This window comes from Citrobacter sp. Cb080 (assembly GCF_030334745.1).
In the GTDB taxonomy this organism is placed as follows: domain Bacteria; phylum Pseudomonadota; class Gammaproteobacteria; order Enterobacterales; family Enterobacteriaceae; genus Citrobacter; species Citrobacter braakii.
The window spans coordinates 104,543-122,295 of the sequence record NZ_JAOWDG010000085.1 but is presented as its reverse complement, the minus strand read 5'-3'; the positions used below and the strand labels follow the sequence as shown (position 1 = coordinate 122,295).

Annotated in this window: 14 protein-coding genes; 6 read left to right on the top strand and 8 right to left on the bottom strand. The window is 54.0% G+C overall.

Annotation, left to right across the window (positions count from 1 at the left end; genetic code table 11):
• Window positions 1-22 precede the first annotated feature (22 nt).
• Window positions 23-685 (bottom strand): iron-sulfur cluster repair protein YtfE, encoded by a 663-nt coding sequence (gene ytfE / locus OGV38_RS24595; protein ID WP_269518262.1) that lies wholly within the window; start codon window positions 683-685, stop codon window positions 23-25.
• 244 nt (window positions 686-929) lie between these two features.
• Between ytfE and OGV38_RS24590 the strand changes: the two genes are divergently transcribed.
• Window positions 930-2,483 (top strand): methyl-accepting chemotaxis protein, encoded by a 1,554-nt coding sequence (locus OGV38_RS24590; protein ID WP_286475386.1) that lies wholly within the window; start codon window positions 930-932, stop codon window positions 2,481-2,483.
• 63 nt (window positions 2,484-2,546) lie between these two features.
• Here the strand turns inward: OGV38_RS24590 and OGV38_RS24585 are convergent, their stop codons facing one another.
• From OGV38_RS24585 to OGV38_RS24575, 3 genes are all read right to left on the bottom strand, one after another.
• On the bottom strand, window positions 2,547-3,512 hold the full coding sequence (locus OGV38_RS24585) for a DMT family transporter (RefSeq protein ID WP_016151440.1): 966 nt from the start codon (window positions 3,510-3,512) through the stop codon (window positions 2,547-2,549).
• A 76-nt stretch (window positions 3,513-3,588) separates the two neighbouring features.
• Complete coding sequence (locus tag OGV38_RS24580; RefSeq protein WP_016155523.1) at window positions 3,589-4,413, bottom strand: AraC family transcriptional regulator; 825 nt, start codon at window positions 4,411-4,413, stop codon at window positions 3,589-3,591.
• An 81-nt stretch (window positions 4,414-4,494) separates the two neighbouring features.
• Window positions 4,495-5,343 (bottom strand): SDR family oxidoreductase, encoded by an 849-nt coding sequence (locus tag OGV38_RS24575; RefSeq protein WP_046275833.1) that lies wholly within the window; start codon window positions 5,341-5,343, stop codon window positions 4,495-4,497.
• An 85-nt stretch (window positions 5,344-5,428) separates the two neighbouring features.
• On the opposite strand from OGV38_RS24575, the gene OGV38_RS24570 reads away from it, so the two are divergent.
• Window positions 5,429-5,833 (top strand): winged helix-turn-helix transcriptional regulator, encoded by a 405-nt coding sequence (locus OGV38_RS24570; RefSeq protein WP_047358571.1) that lies wholly within the window; start codon window positions 5,429-5,431, stop codon window positions 5,831-5,833.
• Window positions 5,834-5,881: 48 nt separating this feature from the next.
• Here the strand turns inward: OGV38_RS24570 and cpdB are convergent, their stop codons facing one another.
• The gene (gene cpdB, locus OGV38_RS24565; RefSeq protein WP_016155525.1) at window positions 5,882-7,825 is read right to left on the bottom strand and encodes a 2',3'-cyclic-nucleotide 2'-phosphodiesterase; all 1,944 of its coding nucleotides are present in this window, start codon (window positions 7,823-7,825) and stop codon (window positions 5,882-5,884) included.
• Between the two features lie 187 nt (window positions 7,826-8,012).
• On the opposite strand from cpdB, the gene cysQ reads away from it, so the two are divergent.
• Window positions 8,013-8,753: a 3'(2'),5'-bisphosphate nucleotidase CysQ gene (cysQ, locus tag OGV38_RS24560; protein WP_286475383.1), complete on the top strand. Its 741-nt coding sequence runs from the start codon at window positions 8,013-8,015 to the stop codon at window positions 8,751-8,753.
• On the opposite strand, the gene OGV38_RS24555 is transcribed toward cysQ, so the two are convergent.
• Window positions 8,743-9,300 carry a YtfJ family protein gene (locus OGV38_RS24555; RefSeq protein ID WP_269518269.1) on the bottom strand — a complete coding sequence of 186 codons (558 nt, stop codon included), beginning with the start codon at window positions 9,298-9,300 and terminating at the stop codon, window positions 8,743-8,745. The two genes, cysQ and OGV38_RS24555, sit on opposite strands and share 11 nt — an antisense overlap.
• 327 nt (window positions 9,301-9,627) lie before the next feature.
• Between OGV38_RS24555 and OGV38_RS24550 the strand changes: the two genes are divergently transcribed.
• A complete protein-coding gene (locus OGV38_RS24550; protein WP_003025710.1) occupies window positions 9,628-9,834 on the top strand; it encodes a DUF1107 domain-containing protein in 207 nt (68 codons plus the stop codon).
• Window positions 9,835-9,901: 67 nt separating this feature from the next.
• Here the strand turns inward: OGV38_RS24550 and paeA are convergent, their stop codons facing one another.
• Window positions 9,902-11,242: a polyamine export protein PaeA gene (paeA, locus tag OGV38_RS24545; protein ID WP_003830418.1), complete on the bottom strand. Its 1,341-nt coding sequence runs from the start codon at window positions 11,240-11,242 to the stop codon at window positions 9,902-9,904.
• Between the two features lie 152 nt (window positions 11,243-11,394).
• A complete protein-coding gene (gene msrA, locus OGV38_RS24540) occupies window positions 11,395-12,033 on the bottom strand; it encodes a peptide-methionine (S)-S-oxide reductase MsrA (protein ID WP_269518272.1) in 639 nt (212 codons plus the stop codon).
• 212 nt (window positions 12,034-12,245) lie between these two features.
• On the opposite strand from msrA, the gene tamA reads away from it, so the two are divergent.
• Together tamA and tamB are read left to right on the top strand one after the other, a co-directional pair.
• The gene (gene tamA / locus OGV38_RS24535) at window positions 12,246-13,979 is read left to right on the top strand and encodes an autotransporter assembly complex protein TamA (protein WP_016155528.1); all 1,734 of its coding nucleotides are present in this window, start codon (window positions 12,246-12,248) and stop codon (window positions 13,977-13,979) included.
• Window positions 13,976-17,752 (top strand): autotransporter assembly complex protein TamB, encoded by a 3,777-nt coding sequence (tamB, locus tag OGV38_RS24530; RefSeq protein WP_286475379.1) that lies wholly within the window; start codon window positions 13,976-13,978, stop codon window positions 17,750-17,752. The genes tamA and tamB overlap by 4 nt, the downstream gene beginning before the upstream one ends.
• The last annotated feature ends 1 nt before the right edge of the window (window position 17,753 follow it).

The following is a 17,753-nucleotide window of genomic DNA, read 5'->3' as shown; positions in this document are numbered from 1 at the left end:
TTAGCGCTATCCGGCGATATCTTTACTCCCCGGCGAGAGCTCGCGGGAACAACACATTATTTTCCAGACTGATGTGTTCCATCAAGTCGTCGATCATCTCGTTAATGCCGTTATACATGGCTTTCCAGGTGGTGCAGGCTTCTGGCGGCGGCGTCACGTTATGGGTGATGTGTTTGATCACTTCGACCAGTTCACCGGCATCGTCATGTTCGCTTTCCATCACGCTGATTGGTCCCATCGCCTGGCTACCCATGCCCTGTTTGATCATCGGGAACAGGATCTGCTCTTCTTTCATCATATGGCTGGACAGCTCTTCATGCAGCATGGTCAGGTTTTTCGCCAGACCGCGTGGTACGTTCGGTTTATCTGCGTGAACGCGTTCAACTTTCGTGGCCTGCAGAATCAGTTCCGGCAGTTGTTCGCGGTGTCTGTCGTGATAACGCACGATGATATGATCGATGATTTCAGCCAGTGCCACGGTACGCCAGTCTTTCTCCAGCGGCTGTTCAGCCAACTGCGCGAGCTGTGCCTCAATAAAGTCTAAATCCAGCTCTTTACGCGCAGCAGCGCGTGCCAGCGTTTGCTTACCGCCGCAGCAGTAATCCATATCGTATTTACGAAACAGGGCCGAAGCGCGAGGAATAGAGAGCGCCAGTTCACCTAAAGGTTGATCGCGATAAGACATTGCCGTTACCTCATTCTCAATAATATAAGATGTATTTTAAATGCAACTTATGGCGAAGGATATAACCCTTTCGGGGTGGGGTGTTTTGTGAGGAATGTCACGAAAATTTCTTGTTTCGTTAAGGTGCTGAATCTTATTAGAAAGGAGAGGGGCGGCGAAAAAAGCCGCGCGACAGGATTAAATAAGCGCACGCCGCTGCCGATAGTTAGACCTCAGACAATACCTGCATAATAAAAGGCTACAGATGTTTAAACGAATCAAAGTGATAACCCTACTTATCACCGTGTTACTCGCCCTTGGCGCGATGCAGCTCATCTCCGCGGGCGTCTTTATTGGCGCGCTCAATAACGATAAGCAAAATTTTAACGTCTCTCAGCTTTCCAGCCAGAACGTGGCCGAGTTTACCGATGCGTGGATTAGCCTGAACCAGGCTCGCGTCACGCTCAACCGGGGCATGTTGCGTTTACAGGGAACGATGGCCAGCGAGATTAACGGCGGTCAGTTGAAGGAACTGGTGAACACGGCAAATCGCCTGTTAGCCGAATCGAAAGAGCATTACGATAAATACTACGCCCTGCCGGAAACGCCGGGGCTTGATGAACATCTGGCCGATCGACTGGAAGAGCAGTACGGCATCTATTCTGCGACGCTGGCTAAAATGAACGCGCTGCTGGCTGAAGGTAAGCTGGAAGAGATGTTCAAGCAGAATGCCGAGCAAAAGCAAACGGCCATGCAGGAAGTCTATCGGGAATGGCGTAGCGCGCAAACGGCGCTGGCCACTGCCGGGGTGCAGGACAATGAGAGTGATTACCAGAAGATAATCTGGCTGCTGTCTGCCGTGATGCTGATTGTCATCACCGTGATTATCGCCAGCTGGCTGGCGATGCAGCGAGTGCTGCTCAAGCCTCTCCACGAAGTGATGGGACATATTCGCCACATTGCTGCGGGTGATTTGACGCACAGCATCAACGCCGATGGCAGCAATGAGATGGCGCTGCTGGCAGTCAACGTTCGCGACATGCAGCAGGCGCTGGCGAACACAGTCAGCGTGGTACGTGACGGGGCTGACACCATCTATACCGGCGCAGGTGAAATTGCCGCCGGCAGTAACGATCTCTCTTCACGTACCGAGCAGCAGGCCGCCTCTCTGGAAGAGACTGCTGCCAGCATGGAACAACTCACCGCTACCGTGAAACAGAACGCGGATAACGCGCGTCAGGCGACCAGTCTGGCAAAAAATGCCTCACAGACGGCGCAGAAAGGCGGAACCGTGGTTGATGGCGTAGTGCGTACGATGGATGAAATCGCCACCAGTTCCAGCAAAATCGCGCAAATTACCAATGTTATCGACGGCATTGCCTTCCAGACTAATATTCTGGCGCTGAACGCGGCAGTAGAAGCGGCGCGTGCGGGCGAGCAGGGGCGCGGGTTTGCCGTGGTCGCTGGCGAGGTCCGTACACTGGCACAGCGTAGAGCTCAGGCGGCGAAAGAGATTAAGGCACTGATTGATGACTCGGGGAATCGGGTGAATGCCGGTACGGCGCTGGTGCATGAAGCGGGTGAAACGATGGCGGAAATTGTGAGCGCCGTGACCCGTGTGACCGACATCATGGGCGAGATAGCCTCGGCTTCTGATGAACAGAGCCGGGGTATCGATCAGGTAGGTCAGGCGGTTGCCGAGATGGATCGCGTGACGCAGCAAAACGCCTCGCTGGTGGAGGAGTCCGCTTCCGCCGCCGCCGCGCTCGAAGAGCAGGCAGCACGACTGAATCAGACCGTAGCGGTGTTTAAAGTTTAACGTCTACTCCGGCCTACAAAATAATATCTTGTAGGTCGGATTAGCGCAGCGCCGTCCGGGCCATTATGATTGTGGAACCACGACGACGCTTGGTTTCTGTGGTTTGGCTCTGACGGCTATCACCACCCCAACAATCAGCAGCGCAATGCCGCTTACCGTCAGCAGCGGCGGAAATTCCTGGCGCAGGATAAAGGTGTACACCAGGCCAGCCAGCGTTTCGAAGACAATCAGCGGGCCGAGGATCACCGTCGGCAATTTTTGGCTGGCGACGTTCCAGCACAGTGCGCCAACCCACGAACACAATACCGCAATCGCTATCATCAGGCCGATAAACACGCCCGGACGTGGGCCGAAGGGCAGGGCAAAGTCCGGCGTTTGCCCGTTCAGCCACAGGCAGGCTGCAATATAACCGAGCAGAGAAACAGGCAACGTTACCAGTGCCTGGGCCGTCGCCCACATCATCGGGTGCTTATCTGGATTCTCGCGCAGCCAGCGGGCATTACGCAGCGCATACCACGCCCAACACACTACCGAGATCAGCGCCAGCGCGATTCCAGAACCATAACGCCAGCCGCTAAAGTCGGGTAAGCCTTGATTCAGCTCCGAGATATTCACGCACAGCAGACCGATACCAATCAGCACCAGCGCAGGCGACAGACGCCACCATGATAATTTGCCGTCGCGCTGGCTGTAGAGCAGGTTAGCGAAGACCGGGATCACAACCGGCAATGTACCAATAATCATCGTTGAAACCGGCGCGCCAGTGCGCTGGATGGCGCTTGCCAGGCAAACGTAATAAATCAGATTACCCATCATCGTTAGCGCCAGCGCAGTGACCCAGTCTTTACGCGTCAACTGACGCAAGCGCACACGCCCCAGCCAGGCAATCGGCAACGCTATCAGCCCCAGCGCAAGATAGCGCCCCATCGACTGCAATACCGCCGGGTATTCCGGTACGATCAGCGGCCCAACAAAAATTAATCCCCACATTAGCCCAGCCAGCAGGGCATACAACACGCCGCTAATCATTTTTGACATCCACATCGCTTAACAATAAGTCGAGTGTAGGCAGGAAAAATGCAGCCGTATTGTATGAGATTGCTGTTCAACGCCGGACGACTTGTTTCTGATAACGTACCGGTGTAATACCGTAGCGATGGGTAAACGCGCGGGTGAGATGCGACTGGTCGGTGAGGCCGGTTGCGGCAGCGACCTCCGCGGCGGGCATTCCGTGAGTGAGAAAACCTTTGGCTCGCCACAGGCGAATCGCCATCAGCATCTGGTGCGGCGTGACGTGGAAATGAGATTTAAACTGGCGCTGAAAATGCCAGGGACTCAGCGCTGCAACCCGCGCCAGTTCGTCGAGCGTGACCGGGTGCATATAATTATCGTGCAAATACTCACGTACCCGCTCAAAGCGATGCGCTCCCTCCGGTAATACCGGCGCATGGCGGGCCAGCGGCTGGAACGTGTCGATCAGATCGAGTAATAACCCTTTTTGCGCCAGCGGATCCTCAGTGTTCCACAGGCCATGGATCAGCGAGCAGATCTGGCGCGAGCGTAGCGGATCGTGACGCGTTACGTCATGAAACCACCAGTGGCGGATCCCGGTGACTTCTTCCAGAAGATCGGGCTCAAGATAGATCATCCGATAGCGCCAGCCGTCGGCGGTTTCCGCTTCGCCGGTATGTAGCTCATCGGGATTCATGGTGACGACGGAATGGGCGGGGGCCACGTACTGCGTGCCGCGATAGCGAAAACGTTCGGCTCCGGCTTCTATCGCGCCAATACCAAACGCTTCATGGGTGTGGGGTTCAAAGGCGTAACGCGAGATGTGCGCATGATACAGCTCAACGCCCGGCACCTGTGCCAGATGGCGAAAGCGGGCGCTGTCTTTCTCATCAATAAACTGCTCAGGTACACCTTGCACGTATTCTCTCCCCACGCATCATCATGTCATTATCAGAGAGGATGCGCGGGGATGCCACCACAATTAACTAATTTTTAACACTTACACGATGCCTTTGACGCTGTCTGCCAGCGACGTGGTTGGACGACCAATCAGTTTGCTCAGCGTATGGCTGTCGTCGAAGAGGCCACCTTTAGAGGCACCAACGTCTGAGTCAGCCAGCATGTCCGCCAGTCCGGCAGGCAGACCAACACCTTTCAGCGCGGCCGCAAAATCAGCTTCGCTCAGGTTTTGATACACCACTTTTTTACCGCTCTGTTTTGCCAGTTCGGCCGCCAGTTGGCTCAGGGTCCAGCCTGCGTCGCCCGCCAGTTCATAGATTTTACCGGCATGACCGTCTTCACTGATGACGCGCGCGGCGGCGGCGGCATAGTCGGCACGGGTCGCCGAGGCGATTTTGCCTTCTCCCGCCGCCCCAATAAACACGCCGTGTTCCAGCGCGGCTGGTGCGCTGGCGAGATAGTTTTCGGTGTACCAACCGTTACGCAGCAGCGCGTACGCGATACCGGATTCAGCCAGCATCTTCTCGGTTGCGACATGCTCATCAGCCAGCCCCAGCGGGGAGCGATCGGCGTGCAGCAGGCTGGTGTAGGCGATAAATTTCACGTGGGCCGCTTTCGCCGCGTTAATCACGTTGCGATGCTGCGGGGCACGTTGTCCCACTTCGCTGGAGGAGATTAGCAGTAACTTGTCTATCCCCTGTAAGGCCGTGGTAAAGGCAGCTTCATCACTGTAATCCGCCTGACGAACGGTAATGCCCTGCTGGCTAAGCGCCGTCGCTTTAGCAGGATTACGCACAATAGCCACAATCTGGCTGGCAGGAACGGTTTTCAGTAGCGTTTCAATAACGTGTTGGCCCAGTTGGCCAGTGGCACCAGTAATCGCGATCATAGGATAACTCCTTTGGTATTGGTCTTGTGTTTAATCACATTAACACCTAAACTTACTTTTAGTAAGTACGTACAAAAAGGTTAGTATGAAAATGACAGCTTTGACGCTCTCCCAGCAATTACGTGATGGCAACTTGTTTGCCGAGCAGTGTCCCTCCCGCGAGGTGTTAAAACACGTCACCAGCCGCTGGGGTGTATTGATTCTGGTGGCGCTGCGCGACGGTACGCACCGTTTCAGCGATTTGCGTCGTAAGATGGGCGGCGTCAGTGAAAAAATGCTGGCGCAATCCCTGCAGGCGTTAGAACAGGACGGGTTTATCAATCGGGTGTCATATCCAGTGGTACCGCCGCATGTGGAGTATAGCCTGACACCGTTGGGTGAGCAGGTGAGCGAAAAAGTCGCAGCGCTGGCGGACTGGATAGAGGTGAATTTGCCGCAGGTTTTGGCAAATCATACCGTTAAGAACGAAGACGTCCCGGCATCGACGTAAACGACCTGGTCGGGCTTGCCGGATGGCGCAGCGCCACCCGGCGTGGTCTTACTTACTCAAATCCAACTGATAAATGGCGAAGCCGATGTCATCGGTAGCGACTTTCTTCAGTGGATACTGGCCTTTCTCTTTGATAAACGCAGCGGCTTTATCAGACGGTGATGTTTCAAAGCGAATATCCAGTTGTGTCTCGCTGTGAATCGGCGCCAAACGCCAGTTGTTATCTGCCGCCGGATGAATTTCGCCTGCGCTCTTTGTCTGGGAACCTATCCATGCTGCCAGCACCGAGCGGTTTTCATCTGGTGATGCAAACGCGATGTGGCTGTCGCCGGTCCCGGCAAACTTACCGCCGTAGGCGCGGTAGTTGTTGGTCGCGACGAGGAAGGTTGCGTTCGGATCGATCGGTTTGCCGTTAAAGGTCAGATTTTTAATACGCTCCGCTTGCGGGTTAATCGTCTGGCATTCACCGTCATAGCGAGCGGGTTGTGAAACATCAATCTGATAATTCACGCCGTCAATCACGTCGAAGTTATAGGTACGGAAGCCATCCCAGTTAATTAACGACTGTGGTTTGCTGCTGTGGATATCAATCTGATTAAACTGCCCGGCGGAACATTCCAGCCACTCTTTCACCTCTTTACCGCTGGCTTTCACCACGACCAGGGTATTGGGATAGAGATACAAATCAGCGGCGTTACGGAAGGTAAGCTGACCTTTTTCGACTTCGACAAAGCTGGCCGGATCGTTCTTGCGTCCACCGACTTTAAACGGCGCAGCGGCGGAAAGTACCGGTAGTTTTGCCAGGTCCGGATCGCCCTGGATAAAATGTTCCACATAGGCTTTCTGCGCGTTATTCACCACCTGCACGGTCGGGTCGTCCTGAACCAGCGCCAGATAGCTGTACATGTTGTCGGCAGATTTACCGATTGGTTTGCTGACAAATTCACGCGTGGCATCGTGATCGGCTTTTAGGATCTCAACGATTTTTTGGTCTTCGCCAGCCAGTGATTTTTTCGCCGCGGCGTCATAAATCGGGCGCGCCTGCGCTTTCCCCTGCGTAACCTGCCATTTACCACTATCGTTATTCAGCACTAAATCTACTACGCCCAGGTGATCGCCCCACATGCCCGGCATCACCGCAGGAACGCCATTGAGCGTACCTGTTGTGATATCTGCGCCTTTGATGTTGGCAAAGTCTTTCCCCGGGAAAACGGCGTGAGCGTGACCAAACATAATGGCATCCACGCCCGGAACTTCACTGAGGTAGTAAACGGAGTTTTCCGCCATCGCCTGGTATGGGTCGGCAGAAAGCCCGGAGTGAGCAACCACCACCACGACATCGGCACCTTTGGCTCGCATTTCCGGCACGTATTTACGAGCGGTTTCCGTAATGTCATTCACCGTCACTTTGCCGCTGAGGTTGGCTTTATCCCAGGTCATGATCTGCGGCGGCACAAAACCGATATAGCCAATTTTCAGCGTCTGCTTGTTTCCTTCCTGATCGACAACCTCAGTCTCTTTGATCAGATAAGGAGTAAACAGCGGCTTTTTGGTCTTAACGTCGATGATATTGGCGTTAACGTAAGGGAACTTCGCCCCGGCTAGCGCGTTGTGCAGATACTCAAGACCGTAGTTAAATTCATGGTTGCCAAGGTTACCCACTGCGTAATCCAGCGTATTCAGTGCCTTATATACCGGATGCGTTTCGCCCGCTTTCAGCCCCTTGGCCGCCATATAATCCCCGAGCGGGCTGCCCTGAATCAGATCACCGTTATCAACCAGCACGCTGTTTTTGACTTCACCACGTGCTGCGTTGATCAGGCTTGCCGTACGAACCAGGCCAAATTTTTCAGTCGGCGTATCTTTGTAATAATCGAAATCCATCATATTGCTATGTAAATCAGTGGTTTCCATTATGCGCAGATCGACGGTCGCGGCATTGACGCTGGCTGCAATCAGCGTGGCCAGAAACGTTGCACTAAACTTAATCATCAGGGGCATCCTTTTAAGATCTAAGCCACAAAAGAAAATGTATATAAATCTTCTTGCTTACAGAACTGTGAATCATGACATGAATATAGCGTTTAAAACCGCAGACGCTATCACAGTTGGCGGATCCTTTGGCGATCGGGTATAAGTAAAACAACGAGTTAACACCACGACAGAAACGAGGTGGAGAATGTTAGAATATGTATGCCAGCTTGCACGGAATGCGGGCGATGCCATTATGCAGGTCTACGATGGAATCAAACCGATGGAGATTACCAGCAAGCAGGACGATTCTCCGGTCACGGCGGCGGATATCGCCGCGCATACGGTGATCCTCGAAGGATTACTGGCGCTGACGCCGGATATTCCGGTCCTGTCTGAAGAAGCGCCTCCTGGCTGGGATGTTCGCCAGCACTGGCAGCGCTACTGGCTGGTAGACCCGCTGGACGGTACCAAAGAGTTCATTAAGCGTAACGGTGAATTCACCGTCAATATTGCGCTTATCGAGCAAGGAAAGCCGGTACTGGGCGTGGTTTACGCGCCGGTGATGAAAGTGATGTACAGCGCGGCAGAAGGTAAAGCGTGGAAAGAAGAGTGCGGCGTGCGCAAACAAATCCATGTTCGTGACGCGCGTCCGCCGTTGGTGGTGATTAGCCGCTCGCATGCTGACAATGAGTTAAAAGAGTATCTGCAACAGTTGGGTGAGCACCAGACCACGTCGATTGGCTCATCGCTGAAGTTCTGCCTGGTGGCGGAAGGGCAGGCACAGCTGTACCCACGTTTTGGGCCAACTAACGTATGGGACACTGCCGCTGGCCACGCCGTTGCCGCCGCAGCCGGGGCGCACGTTCACGACTGGCAGGGGAAATCTCTGGATTACACCCCACGTGAATCATTCCTCAACCCCGGCTTCCGCGTCGCTATTTACTGAGTAATTTGTGCAGCAGGGCAATAACCTGCTGCACCTCTTCCTGCGTTAACGCACCATCTTTTGCCCACTGAACGCGTCCGTCCTTATCAAGTACGGCGATAGCGGAGCTCTCTTCATCCAGTTGCCAGGCTTTACGCGCAATGCCATTGCTGTCGACAATAAATTGTGACCACGGGTAGAGCTTCTTATTGCTCTCCAGACTGCTGCGCACAAACATACCTGAGCCAGGAATGGCGTCATCGGTGTTGACGATCGTGGTGGTCTGGTATTTGTCGTGCGGCAGGTTGGCCGCTTTGATTGCCTCGATCAGCGTAGCATTTTTCTCTTTGGCGGAGGTGCGTCCGGCAATGTGTTGCACAATTCGCACTTTCCCTGGCAGCTGCGCGCTATTCCAGCTTTTGTAGCTAAACTTATCGTTCTCGAGAATCAGTTCGCCACGATCGGCGATCCCCACCGGCGGTACGCGCTGGTTGGTCTCAAACGAATGCGCACCGGCAATCATCGGCAGCAGCAGGCACGACAGCGCCAGTAGTTTTTGTAAGGTCATAGGTTTTCCTTCTTTCTTTATTTTGCAGGTGATCCGACCACTTGGGCCTGGAATTTAATCATATGTGCGATTGATGCTTTTTCCCGCAAGCGCGATGCCAGTTTGCGGACGGGCGCACAAATCCTGCGAAAAATGAAGGCTTATACTGAAGACAGCGAAGCGTTGAAAAGATAATTCTGAATATTTGTAACCTGAAGGTAAATAAACTTATACACGCTGGAAACATGAGCGAGATAGTCTATAGTCATAGGGCATTAAAATTTGCGCCTGAGGATTGTCGGACCGATTGTGGTACCGCAAAGGCGTAATGCTCAGCAGGAGACAACAATGAAAATTTTCCAACGATACAACCCGCTGCAGGTGGCGAAGTACGTGAAGATCCTGTTTCGTGGACGGTTATATATCAAGGATGTAGGCGCTTTTGAATTTGATAAGGGTAAGATTCTTATCCCAAAAGTGAAGGACAAACTGCATTTTTCCGTGATGTCCGAAGTTAACCGTCAGGTCTTGCGTCTGCAAACTGAGATGGCTTGATCAGAGTGCTATGCGGTAGTTAAAAAAACGGCTCCTGGATGGGAGCCGTTGATGTTTCTGCAGGACGTTAAGACGCCTTTGCCTCTTCTTTTGCATCCGGCAGTTTCGGTACCAGTACGGTAGGTTTACTGTCCAGACGCGTCACCAGCAGCTGATCGATCTTGTAGTTATCGATATCCACCACTTCAAATTTGTAGCCTGAATACTTCACCGAGTCGGTGCGTTTCGGGATTTTACGCAGCATGAACATCATAAAGCCGCCGATGGTTTCATAGTTGCCGGACTGCGGGAACTCATCGATATCCAGGACGCGCATAACGTCATCAATCGGCGTACCGCCATCGACTAACCATGAGTTTTCATCGCGCGCCACGATCTGCTCTTCCAGACCCTGACCGACTAAATCGCCCATCAGCGTAGTCATAACGTCGTTGAGCGTGATAATCCCCACCACCAGCGCGTACTCGTTCATGATGACGGCAAAGTCTTCGCCTGCGGTTTTGAAGCTTTCCAGCGCTTCAGAGAGCGTCAGCGTATCCGGCACAATCAGCGTATTGCGGATCTGTACGCCACTGTTCAACGCCATGCTTTGGTTCGCCAGTACGCGGTTGAGGAGATCCTTTGAATCGACATAGCCAATGATGTGGTCGATATCTTCGTTACACACCAGGAATTTGGAGTGTGGGTGTTCCGCCACCTTGTTCTTCAGGCTTTGCTCATCTTCGTGGAGATCGAACCAGATAATATTCTCGCGCGAGGTCATGGAAGACGGTACGGTACGGGATTCCAGTTCGAACACATTTTCAATCAGCTCATGTTCCTGCTTACGCAGAACCCCCGCCAACGCACCCGCTTCGACCACGGCGTAAATATCGTCCGAGGTGATGTCGTCTTTACGCACCATCGGGATCTTAAACAGACGGAAGATGTTATTTGCCAGACCGTTAAAGAACCACACCAGCGGGCGGAAGACGAGCAGGCAGAAGCGCATCGGGTTGATGATACGCAAAGCCACAGCTTCTGGCGCAATCATACCGATGCGTTTCGGAGTTAAATCCGCGAACAGGATGAACAGGCCAGTAACCAGCGAGAACGACAGAATAAAGCTTAACTGTTCGGACAGCTCTGGAGTGAAGTACTTCGAGAAAAGGCTGTAAAACGCCGGGGAGAATGCCGCATCACCGACAATACCACCGAGAATAGCGACCGCGTTAAGGCCAATTTGCACGACGGTAAAAAACATGCCGGGGTTTTCCTGCATCTTCAAAACACGTTGTGCGTTTACGTTGCCTTCATCGGCAAGCAGTTTAAGTTTTATTTTGCGTGATGCAGCAAGCGAGATCTCGGATATCGAGAAAAACGCACTCACGGCGATCAGGCAGAGAATGACTAAAATACTGTTTAACATATCTTATCCGACCGTTAAGGCCAGATCCTCGGAAGGGATAAATTGATAAATCCGTGTGAAATACACATTGAAAACCGGTCCGAAGGGAGTGGACCGGCAATTTCAGGAGCTAGTATAGCGTAAGGTACTGTAAAGCCGCCAGAGGGTGGCGATTATCCTTGTGGCGGCAGACAAACGCCAATCCCGCCAATGCCACAGTACCCATAAGGATTTTTATGCAGATACTGCTGGTGGTCGTCCTCGGCATAGTAGAACGGGGTTGCGCTAGTGATTTCCGTTGTAATAGTGCGCTCGTCGCCAGCGGCGGTCATTGCTGCCTGAAAACGCTCAAGGCTTGCCTGTGCCGCGACGGTTTGCTCCGGTGTTAACGGGTAAATGGCGGAGCGATACTGCGTCCCCTGGTCGTTCCCCTGACGCATGCCCTGCGCCGGGTCGTGATTTTCCCAGAACACCTGCAGCAGTTGCTCGTAGCTGATAACATGCGGATCATAGACGACGCGTACCGCTTCGGCGTGTCCGGTATCGCCGGAACACACTTCCCGATAGGTTGGGTTAGGGGTGTAGCCGCCGGTATATCCGGCCGCTGTGCTGTATACCCCGGGTAATGACCAGAATAAACGTTCAACGCCCCAGAAACATCCCATGGCGAAAAAGGCTATCTCCATACCGTCGGGCACGTTGGTCATCGAATGTTGGTTAACCGCATGCAGCGTTGCCACTGGCATCGGGGTGTTGCGTCCAGGTAGGGCATCTGCTTGAGTAACAAGATGCTTTCTATCAAATAAACTCATGGCCGTTCTCCCGAAATCAGTCATTTGGGTTAAGGTTGTAACGAGACGCGTCTTTGCCCACAATAAACGGCGTGAATACGTCTAGAGTTAAACATAAGAAATATTTGGGTTGTCGTCTGTTTTTCAACTCTTATTGTTGATTTTTTGTTAAGCCGAGGAACGGCATAGTATTTTTTTCCAGGGGTGGGAAAAAAGGATATTCAGGAGAAAATGTGCCACATATCCGTCAGTTATGTTGGGTGGGATTACTGTGCTTAAGTGGCTCCGCCGCCGCAGCGAATGTTCGCTTACAGGTCGAAGGATTATCAGGACCGCTGGAGAAAAACGTCCGTGCGCAGCTATCCACGATTCAAAGTGATGAAGTCACTCCAGACCGACGCTTTCGTGCGCGCGTTGATGATGCCATCCGCGAAGGGCTAAAAGCGCTGGGCTACTTTGAGCCCACCATTGATTTTGAGCTGCGTCCGCCGCCGGCGAAAGGACGCCAGGTGCTGATTGCCAAAGTGACCCCTGGTGAGCCGGTGCTGATTGGCGGCACCGAAGTGATTCTGCGCGGTGGCGCACGTACGGATAAAGATTACCTCGATCTGCTGAAAACGCGACCGGCAATCGGCACCGTGCTGAATCAGGGGGACTATGATAACTTCAAAAAATCACTCACCAGCGTGGCGCTGCGCAAAGGCTATTTCGACAGTGAATTTAATAAAAGCCAGCTTGGGATAGCGCTCGAACGCCGCCAGGCATTCTGGGATATCGATTACAACAGCGGTGAACGCTATCGCTTTGGGCATGTCACTTTTGAAGGCTCGCAAATTCGCGATGAGTACCTGCAAAATCTGGTGCCCTTTAAAGAGGGTGAAGAGTACGAGTCGAAAGATCTGGGCGAACTGAACCGTCGTCTGTCGGCGACCGGATGGTTTAATTCCGTGGTCGTCGCACCGGAATTTGATAAAGCCCGTGAAACCAAAGTGCTGCCGCTGAAAGGCGTGGTGTCGCCGCGAACTGAAAATACCATCGAAACCGGGGTCGGTTACTCAACTGACGTCGGTCCACGGGTGAAGACCTCGTGGAAAAAGCCGTGGATGAACTCCTATGGCCACAGCCTGACCACCAGCGCCAGCATCTCTGCGCCAGAGCAGGTTCTTGATTTCAGTTATAAAATGCCGCTATTAAAGAACCCGCTGGAGCAGTATTACCTGGTGCAGGGGGGCTTTAAGCGTACCGATTTAAACGATACCGAGCAGGACTCCACTACGCTTGCGGTTTCCCGCTACTGGGATCTCTCCAGCGGCTGGCAGCGCGCGATTAACCTGCGCTGGAGCCTCGACCACTTTACCCAGGGTAACGTCACTAACACCACCATGCTGCTCTATCCGGGCGTGATGATCAGTCGGACGCGCTCGCGCGGCGGTCTGATGCCAGTTTGGGGCGACTCCCAACGTTATTCCATCGATTACTCCAACACGGCCTGGGGCTCAGACGTTGATTTCTCCGTCTTCCAGGCGCAAAACGTCTGGATCCGCACCCTGTACGATCGTCATCGCTTTGTGATGCGCGGCAACCTCGGCTGGATCGAAACCGGGGACTTCGACAAAGTACCGCCGGATCTGCGTTTCTTCGCCGGGGGCGATCGCAGCATTCGCGGCTACAAATACAAATCTATTTCGCCTGAAGGCAGCGACGGCAAGCTGAAAGGGGCCTCGAAGCTGGCGACCGGCTCGCTGGAATATCAGTACAACGTGACCGGAAAATGGTGGGGCGCGATGTTTGTCGATAGCGGCGAAGCGGTCAGCGATATCCGCAGAAGCGATTTCAAAACCGGTGCCGGGGTCGGCGTACGCTGGCAATCGCCAGTGGGACCCATCAAGCTCGACTTTGCTGTCCCTGTGGGCGACAAAGATGAACATGGTTTACAGTTTTACATCGGTCTGGGGCCTGAATTATGAGTTTATGGAAGAAGATAAGCCTCGGCGTGCTGATTTTTATCCTGCTGTTGTTAGGCACGGTGGCGTTCCTCGTCGGCACCACTTCGGGCCTGCATCTGATCTTCAAAGCGGCGAATCGTTGGGTTCCGGGGCTGGAGATTGGTCAGGTCACCGGCGGCTGGCGGGATTTATCGCTCAAAAATATTCGTTATGACCAACCTGGCGTGGCGGTGAATGCTGGCGAAGTGCATCTGGCCGTGGGGCTTAACTGCCTGTGGGACAGCAGCCTGTGCGTCAACGATCTGTCGCTGAAAAATATCAACGTGGCGATCGACAGCAAAAAGATGCCGCCATCAGCGCCGGTTGAAGAGGAAGAGAGCGGTCCGCTTAACCTTTCCACACCTTACCCAATCACGCTTTCGCGCGTGGCGCTGAACAACATCAATATCAAAATCGATGACACCACGGTTTCGGTGCTGGAATTTACCTCCGGCCTGAACTGGCAGGAAAAAACGCTAACCCTGAAGCCAACGTCATTACAGGGGCTGCTGATTGCCCTGCCTAAAGTGGCGGAAGTGGCGCAGGAAGAGGTTGTCGAACCAAAGATTCAAAATCCGCAACCGGATGAAAAACCGCTCGGCGAAACGCTAAAAGATCTGTTCTCAAAGCCGGTGCTGCCGGAAATGACCGATGTCCATCTGCCGCTCAATCTCAACATTGAAGCGTTTCGCGGCGAGCAGCTGCGCGTGACCGGGGATAAGGATTTAACGGTACATAACATGCTGCTGAAAGTGAGCAGCATTGACGGCAACATGAAACTCGATGCACTGGATATCGACTCGAATCAGGGGACGGTAAAAGCCAGCGGCACGGCGCAACTGACCGACGCGTGGCCGGTCGATATTACGTTAAACAGCACGCTCAACGTCGACCCGTTAAAAGGCGAAAAGGTGAAGCTGAAGGTCGGCGGCGCGCTGCGTGAACAGCTGGAAGTCGGCGTAAATCTGTCTGGTCCGGTGGATATGGATCTGCGCGCCCAGGCGCGTCTGGCGGAAGCCGGATTGCCGCTCAACCTTGAGGTGGTGAGTAAGCAGGTTTACTGGCCGTTTACCGGCGACAAGCAGTTCCAGGCTGATGACATCAAGCTCAAACTGACCGGTAAGATGACCGACTATACGCTGTCGATGCGTACCGCTGTGAAAGGTCAGGATATTCCTCCGGCTACCATCACGCTGGACGCCAAAGGCAACGAACAGCAGATCAATCTCGACAAACTCAGCGTTGCGGCGCTGGAAGGGAAAACTGAGCTGAAAGCGCTGGTGGACTGGCAGCAGGCGATCAGCTGGCGCGGGCAGCTAACGCTGGATGGCATCAACACGGCGAAAGCGATCCCGGAGTGGCCATCAAAACTGAATGGCCTTGTGAAAACTCGCGGCAGTCTGTACGGCGGAAGCTGGCAGATGGAGGTGCCTGAGCTGAAGCTGACCGGCAACGTGAAGCAGAACAAGGTTAATGTGCACGGTTCGCTGAAGGGTAACAGCTACCTGCAGTGGACGATCCCGGGCCTGCATCTGGAACTGGGACGCAACAGCGCGGATGTGAAAGGGGAACTGGGGGTCAAAGACCTCAATCTCGACGCGACGATTGATGCCCCGAGCCTGGATAACGCGCTGCCTGGACTGGGCGGTACGGCGAAAGGGCTGGTAAAAGTTCGCGGTACGGTTGAAGCGCCACAGCTGCTGGCGGATATCACCGCCCGGGGTCTGCGCTGGCAGGAGCTGTCCGTCGCTCAGGTGCGCGTCGAAGGCGACGTGAAATCGGCAGAGCAAATCGCTGGTAATCTCAACGTTCGCGTAGAGCGGATTGTACAGCCTGACGTGAATATTGGCCTGGTGACGCTCAATGCCAAAGGTAGCGAAAAGAAGCATGAGCTGCAGTTGCGCATTCAGGGGGAACCGGTCTCCGGGCAGCTCTCCCTGGCAGGTAGCTTTGATCGCCAAGAGCAGCGCTGGAAAGGTGCGTTAAGCGATACCCGCTTCCAGACGCCGGTCGGTCCGTGGTCCCTTAACCGCCCTGTCGCGCTGGATTATCGCAATCAGGAACAGAAAATCAGCATTGGGCCGCACTGCTGGAACAACCCGAATGCGGAACTGTGCGTACCGCAAACTATTGATGCCGGTGCACAAGGACGCGCGGTGGTGAACCTTAACCGCTTTGACCTGGCGATGCTAAAACCGTTTATGCCGGATACAACCCAGGCCAGCGGTGTTTTCACTGGCAAAGCTGATGTGAGCTGGGACACCACCAAAGAGGGGTTGCCGCAGGGGCAGGTTACGCTGAGCGGACGTAACGTGAAGGTCACGCAAAGCGTGAACGATGCGCCGCTCCCTGTGGCGTTTGAAACGCTGAATCTGACCGCCGACCTGCACAATAACCGTGCCGAGCTGGGCTGGCTGATTCGCCTGACCAACAACGGGCAGTTTGACGGCCAGGTGCAGGTGACTGATCCGCAAGGACGCCGCAGTCTCGGCGGCAACGTCAACATCCGCAACTTTAATCTGGCGATGGTGAACCCCATTTTCTCGCGCGGTGAAAAAGCGGCTGGGGTGATCAACGCCAACCTACGTCTGGGCGGTGATGTGCAAAGCCCGCAACTGCTCGGACAACTGCAACTGAGCGGTCTGGATATCGACGGCAACTTTATGCCGTTTGACATGCAGCCAAGCCAGTTAGCCGTTAACTTCACCGGAACACGCTCAACGCTGGCGGGCGTGGTGCGTACGCAGCAGGGCGAAATTAACCTGAGCGGCGATGCCGACTGGAGTCAGATAGACAACTGGCGGGCGCGCGTTGCGGCTAAAGGCAGCAGGGTTCGTATTACCGTGCCGCCGATGGTCCGCCTGGACGTATCGCCGGACGTGGTCTTTGAAGCCACGCCGAGCCTGTTTACTCTTGATGGCAACGTGGATGTGCCGTGGGCGCGTATCGTGGTACACGACCTTCCGGAGAGCGCGGTAGGGGTTTCCAGCGATATGGTCATGCTTAACAACAATCTGCAACCGGAGAAACCGCAGACAGCAGGTATTCCGATCAACAGCAACCTGAACATCCACGTCGGTAACAACGTGCGTATTGACGCCTTTGGTCTAAAAGCGCGTCTGACGGGCGATCTGAAAGTGGTGCAGGATAAGCAGGGGCTGGGGCTGAACGGACAAATTAATATTCCGAGCGGGCGTTTCCATGCCTATGGTCAGGATCTGATTGTGCGTAAGGGCGAACTGTTGTTCTCCGGTCCGCCTGATCAGCCGTTACTCAACATCGAAGCAATTCGTAACCCGGAAGCCACCGAAGACGACGTGATCGCCGGGGTTCGCGTCACGGGCACTGCCGATGAACCGAAGGCGGAAATCTTCTCCGACCCGGCGATGTCGCAGCAAATGGCGCTTTCCTACCTGCTACGCGGACAAGGACTGGATAGTGAACAGAGCGACAGCGCGGCAATGACTTCAATGCTTATTGGTCTGGGGGTTGCACAAAGTGGTCAGGTTGTGGGTAAAATCGGGGAGACATTTGGCGTAAGCAATCTGGCACTGGACACACAAGGGGTGGGTGATTCATCTCAGGTGGTTGTCAGCGGATACGTACTGCCAGGTCTGCAGGTGAAATATGGTGTGGGTATATTTGACTCCTTAGCGACACTCACGCTACGTTATCGTCTGATGCCTAAGCTATATCTGGAAGCTGTGTCTGGCGTAGATCAGGCACTTGATTTGCTCTATCAGTTCGAGTTTTAGC